Raw genomic sequence first — 13,880 nt, forward strand, 5'->3', positions numbered from 1 at the left:
CGCACCCCACAAGGCCAGACCGTTGCTGAAGATGGCTACGACCGCACTGGCTCCGCTACCGTCGCTGAAGATGGCTTCGACCGCACTGGCTCCGCTACCGTTGCTGAAGATGGCTTCGACCGCACCGGCTCCGCGACCGTCGCTGAAGATGGCTACGATCGCACCGGTTCCGCCAACCTCAGCTAATCCTTGTACGCGGCATCACAGCCCGGCTTCGGCCGGGCTTAGTCGTTTTTGGCAACCCACAAAAGCGCTCCGGTGCTGGAATTCAACGGGGCGCCGCTGCACTATTCCCCCTTCGCCCACCAGAGCCCAGACCATGCCTGACGATATTCATTTCTACGAACCATCCCAGGGCCACGGCCTGCCCCACGACCCGTTCAATGCCATCGTCGGCCCGCGCCCCATCGGCTGGATCTCCTCCCAGGACGCCGCCGGCCGCCTGAACCTGGCGCCCTACAGTTTCTTCAACGCCTTCAACTACATTCCGCCGATCATTGGTTTTTCCAGCGTCGGGCGCAAAGACAGCCTGAACAATATCGAGCAGACCGGGGAGTTCGTCTGGAACCTGGCGACCCGGCCCCTGGCCGAGCAGATGAACCAGAGTTGCGCGGCAGTGCCCGCCGAAGTCGACGAGTTCGAACTGGCCGGCTTGACGCCGGTGGCCTCGCGGGTGATTGCCGTGCCACGGGTTGGCGAGAGCCCGGTGTCTTTCGAATGCAAGGTCACCCAGATCATTCAACTGCAAACCGCAGACAAGGCCCTGGTGCCGAGTTGGCTGATCCTCGGCGAAGTGGTTGCCGTGCACATCGCCAAGTGGCTGCTCAAGGATGGGATTTACGACACCGCCGCGGCAGAACCGATTCTACGCGGCGGTGGGCCAGCGGATTACTTCCAACTAGGGCCGGAAGCGCTGTTCAAGATGCACCGCCCGGGCGCGGTCAGATAGTTTCCCAGCTCAATTCGCCGTCTTCGTTTACGTCGATCAATTGCGTCAGCTTCAGGGCAGCCGCTTGATCGGCGTCATCGGCGGTCTTGAATTTTTGATCATCCAGGACTTTATGAAAACGCGGAGCCCCCGATTCTCCCAGGGCTTTGACCGCGATGGCGGCGCTGTACCCGCCCTCTCCTGGAACCACGGCGGAAACCGCCTCGTATTGCGCGAACTCTTTACGTGCCATGTTGCAGGTCCTGGCCTATGGAAAAGTCGGCCATTCTAAACCTTCAACCGGCCAGTTGCTGCACCGGCGCCCGCTCCAGCAGCGCGTATTCGCCCTGGGCCTGGGCCGCGCAAACGTTGCTGAAGGTGTGAAAATCCAGGCTGTTGACCACCAGTTCCTGCACCAACTCGGTAAAGACCGCCAAGGCCGGCGAGTTGAAGTAAGCAGTCATCGCCTGCTGGCTGCTCCAGAAACCCGAGACCAGCCACAACTCTGCGTCGCACTGGGAATGCTGCAGGGCAAAGTGCAGGCAGCCGGGGCTTTGCCGCGAAGGCTCGATCAGGCCGCTCAAGCGTGCGCCCAACTCCGCTGAACGCCCGGCGCGGGCACGAACGAAGGCCAGATGACTGACCGGAATAGGCATGGACATGTGTGACCCTCCCAGGGTGATGTCGAGGCAGCCATGGGACGGGCTGCGACAGGGTCAACGATAAGGGCCGGGAGGTCGCCGTCGTTAGTCGATTCCTGCCGGGGGTTTGCCCAATCCTGCGACGATGCAAGCGGTTAGGTGCTCGGAAGCAGGGATGGCGTCACACGCTCCACACAAGTGTTTCAAGCAAGTGACAGGCTCTGGCAAGGTTCCATGCTGTTCATCGCCCGCACGCGCGGCAGGATCAGGCAAGTTTTACGCAGGAATCGCCTACCCTCCTCCCTTGCACAAATTTAAGCTGTGCCGATCCCACAACCCCCGGAGGGTGCCCCATGCCGTCACTCGAAACCCCGTTAGCGCCCCTGGACGAGGAGATGGAAAAACAACGTGCGGAGCTGGCTGGGATCATTCGCCGCAATACCTCCGAGGACGGTAGCTACGCCACCGCCATCGATACCTTGATGGTCTCGCGCCACAGCAGCTCCCATCAGTTCGCCCCGGTACTGGCCCAGCCAGCGTTGTGCATCATGGCCCAGGGCCGCAAGGAAGTGCGCCTGGCCGACGAGACCTTCAATTACGACCCGCTGAATTACCTCGTGGTGTCGGTCTCGGTGCCCCTCAGTGGCAAGGTGGTGATTGTCTCTCCGGAGGAGCCCATCCTAGCCCTGCGCCTGGACATCGATCCCGCGGAAATCACCGCACTGATCGCCGACGCCGGCCCCCTCGGCGTACCGAGTCGGCCCACCGGACGCGGCCTGTATGTGGAGCGGCTGGACCCGCCGATGCTCGACGCGGTGCTGCGCCTGGCGCGCTTGCTGGACACGCCCAAGGACATCGCCATGCTCGCTCCGCTGGTGCGACGCGAGATTCTGTATCGGCTGTTGCGCAGCCGCCAGGGCCATCGGTTGTATGAAATTGCCATCGCCAATAGCCAGAGCCACCGGGTCAGCCAGGCGATCAAATGGCTCAACGGCCATTTTGAACAACCGTTGCGCATCGACGACCTGGCCCGGGAAGTGAACCTCAGTGTCTCGACCCTGCACCACCGCTTCAAGGCGATGACCGCCATGAGCCCCCTGCAGTACCAGAAACAGCTGCGCCTGCAGGAAGCCCGGCGCCTGATGCTGGCCGAAGGGCTGGAGGCCTCGGCGGCAGGTTACCGGGTGGGCTATGAAAGCCCGTCGCAGTTCAGCCGTGAATACAGCCGGCTGTTCGGCGCGCCACCGTTGCGGGACATGGCGCGCCTGCGGATCAGTGTGTGAGCGGCCCATGGGGCCGCCCCGTACCTAGACCGCGCGGATCACGTGCTTGATCTCTTGAAACGCCTGTAAACCCCAGGGGCCCAGCTCGCGACCGATGCTGCTCTGTTTGTAGCCGCCCCAGGCGGTTTGCGGAAAGATCACCTGGGGCGAGTTGATCCACACCAAACCGGCCTGCAAGGCATTGGCGACCCGCTCGGCCCGCTCGCTGTCGCTGCTGACCACACTGGCCACCAGGCCGAACTCACTGTCATTGGCCAGGGCAATGGCTTCGGCTTCGCTGGCAAAACTGCGCACGCAGAGCACCGGGCCAAAGATTTCCTCGCACCACAGGGCGCTGTCCAACGGGACTTCGGTGAACACCGTCGGCCGCATAAAGAAGCCACGGGGCAATTCACTTGGGCGCTCGCCACCACAGACCAGTTTGGCCCCGGCACTCAGGCCGCGATCGATGTGCCCCAGGACGCGCTGATACTGCGCCTGATTGACCAGGGCGCCCATCTCCACCTCCGGGTCAAAAGGGTCGGCCACACGAATGGCCTCGGCCCGCTCTTTGAGGCGCGACAGAAACTCATCGGCCACGTCGTCGGCCACCAGTACCCGGCTGGTGGCCGAGCACATTTGCCCGGCATTGAAAAACCCGCCGCCACACGCCAGCTCCACCGCCAGCTCGAGGTCGGCATCGGCCAACACCAGCAGCGAAGACTTGCCCCCCAGCTCCAGGCTCACGCCTTTGACGCTTTCCGCTGCGCGCTGCATGACCTGCACCCCCACCGCGTTGCTGCCGGTAAAGGAGATTTTCGCCACCCGCGGGTCCGCCGCCAGCGGTGCGCCCACCGCCAGGCCAGTGCCACAAACCAGGTTGAACACGCCGTTGGGCAGACCGCTGTCGGCAATGATCGCGGCCAGTTCCAACTCAGGCAGCGGCGTCACTTCCGAAGGCTTGAGCACCACACTGCATCCGGCCGCCAGCGCCGGGGCGAGTTTCCAGGCCGTGGTGACCATGGGAAAGTTCCAGGGCACGATCAACCCAACCACGCCGCAGGGCTCGCGGCGCAGGCGTGCCTTGAAGTCCTCGCTGGGCAATGCCACGTCGCGGTCTTGCTGGGCCTCCAGACCTTCAGCCAGGCCCGCGTAATACTCAAATGTGGCGATCACATCGTCGACGTCGATGGACGCCTCGAACTGCGGCTTGCCGTTGTTGCTCGACTGCAAGTACATCAAGTGCTCACGGCGCGCGGCCACCCCTGCGGCAATCTTGCGCAGCACCGCGCCACGCTCGGCGGCCGGGGTATTGGACCAGCGAACGAAACCCGCCTGGGCTGCGTCGATGGCCTGCTCCAGCGCCTGCCGGTCACCCCCGCTGACAGTCGCCAAGGCTTCCTCGGTGGCCGGGTTGATCACCGCCAACAGCTCGCCACCGGCGCGCCACTGACCGTCGATGTACACCCCCTTCACGGTTGCTTCAGCGCTCATGCCTGCACCCCCTGCATCCAGTTGTTCTGGTCGATTTCAATCAGAGTCGGGCCATTGCGCTCCGCTGCTGCGGACAGGGCATTGCGCAGTTGAGCGACCGTGCCGACCGCCTCGGCCTCGCAGCCCAGGGCCTTGGCCAAGGCAATGAAGTCGGGGGTATAGATGTCCACGCCCACCGGTTCAATGGCGCGGTTGACCATGTACTTCTTGATCTCTTCATAGCCCTGGTTATTCCACAGCAGGACGATGATCGGCGTGCGCGCCTCGACCGCGCAGGCCAGCTCCGCCAGGGTGAATTGCAGGCCGCCGTCACCGATCAGGCACGCCACCGGCCGGCGGTTGCCGCGCTCGGAGCCACCGCCAAGCCAGGCACCGATCGCCGCCGGCAAGGCATAACCCAGGGTCCCGTAGCCGGTGGACGAGTTGAACCAGCGCCGCGGCTGCTGGGGGTTGAAGGTCAGGTTGCCGGTGTACACCGGCTGCGTGGAGTCGCCGACCAGTACCACTTCCGGCAAGGTCTGCACCACGGTGTCGAGAAACAGGGTCTGGGCCCGGGTCGGGGCGTCCCAGCCAAGCGCCAAGGCGTCGCGCAAAGCGGCGGCGCGGGCCTCGCCCCAGTCACTGCGGCGCTCGGCCAGAGGTTGTCGCTGCACCTGTGCCAACAGCGCCTGGGCAGCCACCTGGGCGTCGGCCACCAGGGCCACATGGGGCGGGTAGTTGCGCACCGTCTGGTCCGGGTCGATGTCGATACGCAGCAAGGTCCCGGGGATTTCAAAACCGCCGGCAAAGGTCACGTCGTAGTCGGTTTCCGCCAACTCCGTGCCGATGGCCAACACCACATCGGCCTCCGCCACCAGGGCCCGGGTCGCCACCAGGGATTGGGTAGAGCCGATCAACAAGGGGTGCTCGCCGGGCAACATGCCCTTGGCATTGATGGTCAGGGCCACCGGCGCTTGCAGGTACTCGGCCAATTGTGTCAGTTCGGCCGCCGCATCAATGGCGCCGCCACCGGCCAGGATCAACGGCCGCTGGGCCTGGCTCAGCCACTGGCTCATTTGCTCGATGGCTGCCGGCGCGGCACCGGCCCGGGCGATGTTCACTGGGCGACTGTCGAGCAAGTGATCAGCAGGCTGCACCAGCACGTCGAGGGGAATCTCGATGTGCACCGGGCGCGGCCGACCGGCCTGGAACAGGGCAAAGGCCCGGGCCAGTACGACGGGCAACTCGTCGGCGCACATCAGCGTATGGGAGAACGCCGCCACGCCACTGACCAGTGCGCTCTGGTTCGGCAACTCATGCAGCTTGCCACGCCCCCCTCCCAACTGGCTGCGGGACTGCACGCTGGAAATCACCAGCATCGGGATCGAATCGGCATAGGCCTGGCCCATGGCGGTGGTGATGTTGGTCATTCCAGGGCCGGTGATGATGAAGCACACCCCCGGTTTGCCGCGGGTGCGGGCGTAACCGTCGGCCATGAAACCCGCCCCCTGCTCGTGGCGGGGAGTGACATGCTTGATGCTGGAACCGGCCAGCCCACGGTACAGCTCGACGGTGTGCACCCCGGGAATGCCGAACACCTGCTCGACCCCGTAGCCTTCAAGTAACTTGACCAATACTTCGCCGCACGTCGCCATGTCATCGCCCTTCTTGTTCATTGGAATCAGGCCCCCGGACAGCGCGCAGCAGGCGCGTCAGAGGCACAGAGAGGGGCTTATTGGACGGCCGGCCGGTAGCGGGAACAATGGATAAAAAGTCATACTAGCCATGTCATTTCGTCATGCCTTGGCGGCCCCATGAAACGCCTTCCTCCCCTGCCCGCGCTGCACACATTTCTGATCACCGCCCAGTGCTGCAACTTCACCCGGGCCGCCGAGCAGTTGCACATCACCCAGGGCGCGGTGAGCCGACAGATCGCCGGCTTGGAGCAGCACCTGGGGTATGCCCTGTTCCAGCGCCAGGCCCGGGGCTTGAGCCTGACCGCGCAAGGTCGGGCCTGGTTGCCGCAGATCGAGAAAGTCTTCGCCTTGATCCACGAGACGGTGGAGACGGTCGGCGCGGGCCACGAAACCCTGCAACTCAAGGCCCCGACCTGCGTCATGCGCTGGCTGCTACCGCGCCTGTTGCAGTGGCAGAAGGAGCGCCCCGACGTACCGGTGCAACTGACCACCACGGTGCAGCACGGCGTTGATTTCGCCCGGGAGCCGTTCGACGCCGCGGTGATGTACGGCGCACCGCCACCCGCGCAGTGGGCCTCGCGTCATCTGTTCGACGAGCAATTGACCCCGGTCTGTTCCCAGCCCCTACTGGACGGCCCCATCGCCCTGAAGACCCCGGCCGACCTGCAACACCACCTGCTGCTGCACCCGACCCGGGACGAAGGGGACTGGAGCCGCTGGCTGCAAGCGGCGGGCACGCACGTGAACAACCTGGGCAAAGGGCAGCATTTCGAGACCTTGGACCTGGCCATGTCCATGGCTTCCCAAGGCACCGGGGTGGCGATCGGTGATTGGGCGTTGATTGGTGAAGACCTCAAGGCCGGGCGCCTGGTGATGCCGTTCGACCTGAAGGTGCCCACCGGCCAGGGTTATTACCTGGTGTACCCACGGCGGGGGGAGCCGGCGCCACGCCTGCAGGCACTGCTCGACTGGCTGGTGGAACAGGTACAGCAGCGCTGATCGCCGCCCTGCGCCATGTAAAACGCCGACGTACCCGCGACAACGGCATCAAGGCCGTGGTCGCCGGTACGCCGGCGTTGGTAGCGCTCGACTCAGTAGCCGACAGTGAAACGCTGGCGAACGTGTTTCGGGCTTTCCACTTCATCGATCAGGGCGATGGCGTAGTCGGCGAAGCTGATCCAGCTCTTGCCTTCGGTGCTGACCAACAGATCGTCCTGGCCCAGACGGAAGGTCCCGGTCCGCTCACCCTCGACAAACTCTGCGGAGGGCGAAAGAAAGGTCCAGTCCAACACCGGCTCCTGGCGCAAGGTCTCAAGGTAAACACCGCCGGCGCTGGCTTCAGCCCGGTAGGCGTCCGGGAAGCCCGGGCTGTCGATGACTTTGCCCCCGCCCGGCAACAGCAGCGAACCGGCACCGCCCACCACCAGCAGACGCTTGACCCCGGCCTGTTTCACCGGATCGATAATGGCGCGGGCGGGAATGGTGGAAAAATGCGCAGCGCTGATCACCACGTCATGACCGGCCACCGCCGCTTGCAGCGCAGCACTGTCGGTAACGTCAACATCCTTGGTCACCACCCCGGCACGCGCGCCGATCTTGGCGCTGTTACGGGCAATCGCGGTGACGCTGTGACCACGACGCAGGGCTTCTTCCAGCAGTTGGCTACCGGCACGGCCGGTGGCACCGATGATTGCAATCTTGCTCATGAACAACTCTCCCAAGGGGCTAGGTAAGGTGGCGGTTCAAGCGGTTTTCACCACTGCATTTCGCCTTTGGCAACCTTGGCGCTGAGCTCCAGGGAGCTTTCTTCGCCCAGGTCCGGGTAACGCTTTTTCATCGCGGCGATCAGCTCGGCGGAGTTCTTGGCCTTGGCGGTTTCCTCATCAAAGGCCTTGATGTAATCGGCGGTGAACTGCACAGCAGCCAGGGAGCGTTTGCTTTCTCCCAGGTAGTGGCCTGGAATCAGGGTTTTGGGGTTCAGGCCTTCGATGGTGCTCAGGGTCGCCAGCCAATCCTGATGGGATTGCGCGGTCTGGGTATCGGCCATCCACACGTGAATGTTCTCTGCGACCACCACACCGCCCACCACGGCCTTGATCGACGGGATCCAGACAAAGGTGCGATCCGGCTGCTTGCCGTCCAGGCCGATGATTTCCAGCTTCTGTCCTTCCAGGGTCAGGCTGTGGCCGTCCAGCACGCTGGGCACCAGGGTCTTGGCCGGGGCATCAGCTTCCATCTTCGGTCCCCAGAACGCGACTTTGCCGGCCACGGTGGCCTTGATGTGGTCGACGGTGGGCTGGGTGGCCACGACCTTGGCCTTGGGGAACGCCTGGGTCAGGGTGTCCAGGCCAAAGTAGTAGTCCGGGTCACCGTGGCTGATGTAGATGGTGGTCAGCTGCTTGCCACTGGCGCGGATTTTCTGCACCAGTTGCTCGGCCTGGGATTTGCCGAATTGAGCATCCACCAGAATGGCTTCTTTCTTGCCGCTGACCAGCACCGAGCTCACCGGAAAAATCGCTGCTGCTCCCGGGTTGTAGACATCCAGGGTCAGCGCCGGCTCCGCGGCGGCGGCATGGGCGACAAACCCCAGGGTAGCGGTGGCCAGTAACAGGCGTTTGAGGGAAGTGAGTCCGATCATGGGGCGCTCCAAATCTGTGGTCTTGGGTTGAGGTGCAAGGAGCTTAGTGGCCGCACAGGTTCCAAAAAATGCGATGCTTGAACATAGTTTGTTTCTGAAAGCGGGCAAATCATGGATCGTCTTCAAGCAATGCAGGTGTTTGTCAGCGTAGTGGAACTGGGCAGCCAATCGGCCGCAGCCGACCACCTGGATCTGTCACGCCCGGTGGTCTCGCGTTATCTGGCCGAGTTGGAAAATTGGGTCGGTGCGCGGTTGCTGCATCGCACCACGCGCAAACTCAGCCTGACGGCCGCGGGCACGGAAATCCTCCCGCGCTGCCGGCAGATGCTGGAGCTGTCGGGCGACCTGCAGGCGGCGGTCAGCGAACCGGACGAGGCGCCACGCGGGCTACTGCGCATCAGCGTCAGCACCTCATTCGGCCAATCCCAACTGGCGGATGCCATGGCCGCCTACGTCAAGCGCTTCCCCGGGGTCAGCGTTGACCTGCAAATGCTCGATCGCACGGTCAACCTGGTGGATGAACGCATCGACCTGGCGATCCGCACCAGCAATGACCTGGACCCGAACCTGATCGCCCGGCGCCTGACCGTGTGCCGCTCGGTGATCTGTGCCGCCCCGGCCTACCTCAAGGAACACCCGACACCGCAGCGGGTGGAAGACCTGAGCCAGCACAACTGCCTGACCCACTCCTACTTCGGCAAGAGCCTGTGGCACTTCGAACAGGACGGCGAACAGGTGTCGGTGCCGGTCCAGGGCAACATCAGCGCCAACGAAGCCAGCACCCTGCTGCGGGCGACCATGGCCGGCGCCGGCATCGCCATGCTGCCCAGCTACCAGGCCGGCGTGCACATTCACCAGGGTGAGTTGATCCGCCTGCTGCCTGGAGCCGAGCCCCGGCAAATGAACATGTACGCGGTGTATGCCTCGCGCAAGCACATGCCGACCGCCCTGCGCAGCATGCTGGACTTCCTGGTGCTGCGGTTTCCCGAGGAACCCGAGTGGGACAAGGGGTTGTAGGGCCTGAATCGACGTTTTTGCCTGGCGGCCATCAACCCGGTGAATGCCCGTTCAAACAGCGGACTTGGGGGCCTGGCAAGCCCTGAATGCTGACCTATGCTGATAACAGTGCCCCCCAAAACCACCGCGAGGGCATTCGTTCAGAGGTCCTGCCATGAACATCAAAACAAGAAGGTACCTGGCCATATTCGTGACCTGCGGCATCACCCTGGCGCTGTACGGCACCGCCGCCTACCGGGTCGAGCAAGCGCGCCAACTGCCCAGGAACTACGCCAGTTGCAACGTGGAGCAATGCCTCCCTCACAACGCCACGCTGAACACCCTGAGATAAGCCGGCAGCCTACTCGGCGGCGTCCTGGTCGCTTTTCAGGCGATCACGGAAGGCCTTGGGCGAGACCCCGACACGACGCCGGAACAGGCGGGTGAAGTTGGTAGGGTCGGAAAACCCCAGCGCGTCGGAAATTTCATAGATGGTCATGCCGGTGTAGGTCAGCAGGCGCTTGGCCTCCAGCAACTGCCGTTCGTGCATGATCTGCAACGCCGGCTGCCCCGCCAGCTCGCGGCAGGTGCCGTTGAGGTGGGAGACCGAGATCCCCAGTTTGTGGGCCAGGTCCTCGACTTTCACATGCTCGCGATAATGGGCTTCGACCAGTTGGATAAAGCCATTGAAATACTCCCGGGCCCGCTGCGGACGCTGGTTGGCACTGCGCCGCTGCAACGCCTGGCGGCTGACCCAGACCACGATCGTGCTGACCAGGGCATGCATCAGCATTTCGCGCGCGGGCTGATGCCCTTGGTACTCGTTCTGCAAATCTGAAAACAGCCGATTGAGGTAGGCGCTGTCGCCCCGAGCGGGGTAACTCTCGGACACCGCCAGGGCATTCACCGAGTGCCCCAGTTGCCCCTGCAGGTGGGCCACCAGCGGCGCCGCCAGGGTCACCACGAAGCCTTCGATGTCCTCGGAAAAACGAAAGCCATGCACCGACAGCGGCGGCAGGACCTGGATCGCCGACTCGCCCAGCACTGTGCGCTGGCTTTCCACTTGCAGCTCCGCCTGGCCCCGGTACACAAACAGCAACTGACACAGATCGGCATGGCGGTGGGGCTTGATTTCCCAGTGGTGCTCGCGGCTGCGCTTGGAAATGGTCTCGCAATGCAGCAGATCGGGCGTCGACCAGTCCAGGCTTTCGCCATAGAGCTTGAACACCGGAATGCTCGGAAGGGCAGGCTTGTTCATCACTGCAGTCCAGGCCTCTAAATGACGGGCGATAATCGCACCGATTGGCGAAATGAACAGGTATCGGCTCAGTTTTCCCCTTCAATTGACAGGGTCGCCCGTGAAAAATGCAAGCACTCGAAACATAAAAATAACCTTTCACCGAATCCATTCGCGTGAAGCTTGCGAGTCATAAAAACAATGAAAACCTTGAAAACTCAAGTCGCCATCATTGGCGCCGGCCCCTCGGGCCTGCTTCTCGGCCAACTCTTGGAGAAGGCCGGTATCGATACCCTGATCGTCGAACGCCAGAGCCCGGACTATGTCCTGAGCCGGATCCGTGCCGGGGTGTTGGAGCAGGGCATGGTCGATCTGTTGCGCCAGGCCGGAGTCAGCCAGCGCATGGACGCCGAAGGCCTGGTACACGACGGCTTCGAGCTGGCCTTGAACGGCCGCCAGGTAAAAATCGACCTGCATGCCCTGACCGGCCAGAACGTGATGATCTACGGCCAGACCGAAGTCACCCGGGACCTGATGCACGCCCGTGAAGCCATGGGCGCCACCACGCTCTACGAAGCCCGGGACGTGCGTCCCCATGACATGAAAACCTCCCAGCCTTACCTGACCTTTGAACATCAGGGCCAGCCCGTGCGTGTGGAGTGCGACTACATCGCCGGCTGCGACGGCTTCCACGGCATTGCCCGGCAGTCGATCCCTGCCGAGACCCTGAAGGTTTTCGAACGGGTGTACCCCTTTGGCTGGCTGGGCATTCTGGCCGACACGCCGCCGGTTCACGAGGAACTGGTGTACGCCCGCCACGAGCGCGGTTTCGCCCTGTGCAGCATGCGGTCCACCACCCGCACCCGGTATTACCTGCAGGTGCCGGCCGAGGAAAAGGTCGAGAACTGGTCCGATCAACGCTTCTGGGACGAGCTCAAGACCCGTCTGCCCCAGGCATTGGCCGAGCAATTGGTGACCGGCCCGTCGATCGAAAAAAGCATCGCGCCGCTGCGCAGTTTTGTGGTCGAACCCATGCAATACGGACGCATGTTCCTGGTCGGCGACGCTGCCCACATCGTTCCGCCCACCGGGGCCAAAGGTTTGAACCTGGCGGCCAGCGATGTCAGCACGCTGTTCAATATCCTGGTCAAGGTTTACCGCGAAGAGCGCACCGATCTGTTGGAGAAATACTCGGAAATCTGCCTGCGCCGAGTGTGGAAGGCCGAGCGCTTTTCCTGGTGGATGACTTCGATGCTGCATCAGTTTCCCGATGCCGACGCCTTCAGCCAGCGCATCAGCGAAGCGGAACTCGAGTACTTCGTCGGCTCTGAAGCCGGGCGCAAGACCATCGCAGAAAATTACGTCGGACTTCCTTACGAGGCTATCGAGTAGGAGCCTATCGAGTAAACTGGCGAGCATTCCCGCTCGCCTTGCCTCCTGCAGGTTCCTTTCGTGACCCACCTCCACACCCCCGGCCCTACCAAACCGGCCATTCGCAGCGTACTGATCGCCCTGATGCTGGCGATTTTTCTCGGTGCCCTGGACCAGACCATCGTCGCCGTCTCCATGCCGGCCATTTCCGCCCAGTTCAAGGATGTCAGCCTGCTGGCCTGGGTCATCTCCGGCTACATGGTGGCCATGACCGTGGCGGTGCCGATCTACGGCAAGCTGGGCGACCTCTATGGCCGGCGCAAACTGATGCTGTTCGGCATGGGCCTGTTCACCCTGGCCTCGTTGTTTTGTGGCCTGGCCCAGAGCATGGAACAACTGGTGCTGGCGCGGATCATCCAGGGCATCGGTGCCGGCGGGATGATTTCGGTCAGCCAGGCGATCATCGGCGACATCGTGGCGCCCCGGGAACGCGGGCGCTACCAGGGCTACTTCAGCAGCATGTACGCCGTGGCCAGCGTCGCCGGCCCAGTGCTGGGCGGCTACATGACCGAGTACCTGTCCTGGCGCTGGGTGTTTTTGATCAACCTGCCCCTGGGCCTGGGCGCCTGGTGGGTGGCCCATCGCACTCTGGTAGGCCTGCCCGTGCCGCAGCGTGTACCGATCATCGATTACCTGGGCACCGTGTTGCTGATCGTCGGCCTGAGTGCGCTGCTGCTGGGGATCACCCAGTTCGGCCAAGGCCACGCCTGGCACAGCCAGGAAGTCCTCGGCCTGCTGGCCTGCGCGGTGGCCGCATTGGCCGTGTTTGTCTGGCACGAACGGCGTGCCCGGGAGCCCCTGCTGCCCATGCACCTGTTCGCCAACCGCAATGCACTGCTGTGCTGGTGCACGATATTTTTCACCAGTTTCCAGGCCATCTCGTTGATCGTACTGATGCCCCTGCGCTTCCAGAGCGTCACCGGGGCCGGGGCCGACAGCGCCGCGCTGCACCTGCTGCCGCTGGCCATGGGCTTGCCCATCGGCGCCTACTGCGCCGGGCGCCTGACCTCGGTCACCGGGCGCTACAAACCGATGATCCTCGGCGGCGCCTTGCTGATGCCGGTGTCGATCCTCGGCATGGCCTTCGTACCGCCACAAGCCTTACTGCTCAGCAGCGCCTTCATGCTGCTGAGCGGGATCGCCGCCGGCATGCAGTTTCCGACCTCGTTGGTGGGCACCCAGAATTCGGTCGAGCAGCGCGATATCGGCGTGGCCACCAGCACCACCAACCTGTTCCGTTCCCTGGGCGGCGCGGTGGGGGTGGCGCTGATGTCAGCACTGTTGCTGGCGTTGCTGCAGGACTCAAGCCTGGCCCATCTGGGTGGGGCCTCGCTGCTGGTCGAAGGCGGTTCGGGCAATGCCCTGCTGGACGGGCTGAATGCGGCGCCCGGCCCGGCCCAGGATGCCTTGCGGGCAGAGCTGTTGCTGACCTTCCGGCATTTGCTGATGGTCAACGCGGCGGTGTCGTTGCTGGGCCTGGCAGCGGCCATCGCCATGCCCAACCGCGTGCTGCGTGGGCGGGAAGACAAGGCCGGTTGAACGGGCGAACCGGTAGCCGCTGAAACCTCAGCGGCTAC

The 13,880-nt window shown here is 63.6% G+C and carries 13 protein-coding genes and 2 pseudogenes; 8 read left to right on the top strand and 7 right to left on the bottom strand.

Annotation, left to right across the window (positions count from 1 at the left end):
- Both M1B35_RS16975 and M1B35_RS16980 read left to right on the top strand, forming a co-directional pair.
- Positions 1 to 186: pseudogene (locus tag M1B35_RS16975) on the top strand (hypothetical protein); the annotation flags it as partial.
- Positions 187 to 319: 133 nt separating this feature from the next.
- On the top strand, positions 320 to 949 hold the full coding sequence (locus M1B35_RS16980; RefSeq protein ID WP_123328627.1) for a flavin reductase family protein: 630 nt from the start codon (positions 320 to 322) through the stop codon (positions 947 to 949).
- On the opposite strand, the pseudogene M1B35_RS16985 reads toward M1B35_RS16980, so the two are convergent.
- Positions 942 to 1,215 (bottom strand): annotated as a pseudogene (locus M1B35_RS16985) (hypothetical protein). The gene M1B35_RS16980 and the pseudogene M1B35_RS16985 sit on opposite strands and share 8 nt — an antisense overlap.
- Before the next feature lie 9 nt (positions 1,216 to 1,224).
- On the bottom strand, positions 1,225 to 1,590 hold the full coding sequence (locus M1B35_RS16990) for a putative quinol monooxygenase (protein WP_123328629.1): 366 nt from the start codon (positions 1,588 to 1,590) through the stop codon (positions 1,225 to 1,227).
- Positions 1,591 to 1,922: 332 nt separating this feature from the next.
- Between M1B35_RS16990 and M1B35_RS16995 the strand changes: the two genes are divergently transcribed.
- Positions 1,923 to 2,852 (top strand): AraC family transcriptional regulator, encoded by a 930-nt coding sequence (locus M1B35_RS16995; RefSeq protein ID WP_123328630.1) that lies wholly within the window; start codon positions 1,923 to 1,925, stop codon positions 2,850 to 2,852.
- Between the two features lie 24 nt (positions 2,853 to 2,876).
- Here M1B35_RS16995 and M1B35_RS17000 read toward each other — a convergent pair whose 3' ends face one another.
- The gene (locus M1B35_RS17000) at positions 2,877 to 4,325 is read right to left on the bottom strand and encodes an aldehyde dehydrogenase family protein (RefSeq protein WP_268262581.1); all 1,449 of its coding nucleotides are present in this window, start codon (positions 4,323 to 4,325) and stop codon (positions 2,877 to 2,879) included.
- Positions 4,322 to 5,959 carry a 5-guanidino-2-oxopentanoate decarboxylase gene (locus M1B35_RS17005; RefSeq protein WP_123328632.1) on the bottom strand — a complete coding sequence of 546 codons (1,638 nt, stop codon included), beginning with the start codon at positions 5,957 to 5,959 and terminating at the stop codon, positions 4,322 to 4,324. Before M1B35_RS17005 ends, M1B35_RS17000 begins: the two co-directional genes overlap by 4 nt.
- 159 nt (positions 5,960 to 6,118) lie before the next feature.
- On the opposite strand from M1B35_RS17005, the gene M1B35_RS17010 reads away from it, so the two are divergent.
- Positions 6,119 to 7,000 carry a LysR substrate-binding domain-containing protein gene (locus M1B35_RS17010; protein WP_268262582.1) on the top strand — a complete coding sequence of 294 codons (882 nt, stop codon included), beginning with the start codon at positions 6,119 to 6,121 and terminating at the stop codon, positions 6,998 to 7,000.
- 92 nt (positions 7,001 to 7,092) lie between these two features.
- On the opposite strand, the gene M1B35_RS17015 is transcribed toward M1B35_RS17010, so the two are convergent.
- Both M1B35_RS17015 and M1B35_RS17020 read right to left on the bottom strand, forming a co-directional pair.
- The gene (locus M1B35_RS17015) at positions 7,093 to 7,707 is read right to left on the bottom strand and encodes an NAD(P)-dependent oxidoreductase (RefSeq protein WP_123328634.1); all 615 of its coding nucleotides are present in this window, start codon (positions 7,705 to 7,707) and stop codon (positions 7,093 to 7,095) included.
- A 47-nt stretch (positions 7,708 to 7,754) separates the two neighbouring features.
- Complete coding sequence (locus M1B35_RS17020) at positions 7,755 to 8,639, bottom strand: MBL fold metallo-hydrolase (protein ID WP_268262583.1); 885 nt, start codon at positions 8,637 to 8,639, stop codon at positions 7,755 to 7,757.
- Between the two features lie 111 nt (positions 8,640 to 8,750).
- Here M1B35_RS17020 and M1B35_RS17025 point away from each other — a divergent pair, with 111 nt between their 5' ends.
- Together M1B35_RS17025 and M1B35_RS17030 are read left to right on the top strand one after the other, a co-directional pair.
- A complete protein-coding gene (locus tag M1B35_RS17025; RefSeq protein ID WP_123328636.1) occupies positions 8,751 to 9,656 on the top strand; it encodes a LysR family transcriptional regulator in 906 nt (301 codons plus the stop codon).
- 154 nt (positions 9,657 to 9,810) lie between these two features.
- Positions 9,811 to 9,987, top strand: a complete 177-nt coding sequence (locus tag M1B35_RS17030) for a hypothetical protein (RefSeq protein ID WP_185039075.1) — start codon at positions 9,811 to 9,813, stop codon at positions 9,985 to 9,987.
- Between the two features lie 9 nt (positions 9,988 to 9,996).
- On the opposite strand, the gene M1B35_RS17035 is transcribed toward M1B35_RS17030, so the two are convergent.
- Entirely contained in the window at positions 9,997 to 10,893 is an 897-nt protein-coding gene (locus M1B35_RS17035) for a helix-turn-helix domain-containing protein (RefSeq protein ID WP_123328637.1), read from the bottom strand.
- 189 nt (positions 10,894 to 11,082) lie between these two features.
- Between M1B35_RS17035 and pobA the strand changes: the two genes are divergently transcribed.
- Together pobA and M1B35_RS17045 are read left to right on the top strand one after the other, a co-directional pair.
- On the top strand, positions 11,083 to 12,264 hold the full coding sequence (gene pobA / locus M1B35_RS17040; protein ID WP_185039101.1) for a 4-hydroxybenzoate 3-monooxygenase: 1,182 nt from the start codon (positions 11,083 to 11,085) through the stop codon (positions 12,262 to 12,264).
- Between the two features lie 60 nt (positions 12,265 to 12,324).
- Entirely contained in the window at positions 12,325 to 13,842 is a 1,518-nt protein-coding gene (locus M1B35_RS17045) for an MDR family MFS transporter (protein ID WP_268262584.1), read from the top strand.
- Positions 13,843 to 13,880: the final 38 nt, after the last annotated feature.

Source organism: Pseudomonas morbosilactucae (assembly GCF_023241665.1).
Lineage (GTDB): Bacteria > Pseudomonadota > Gammaproteobacteria > Pseudomonadales > Pseudomonadaceae > Aquipseudomonas > Aquipseudomonas morbosilactucae.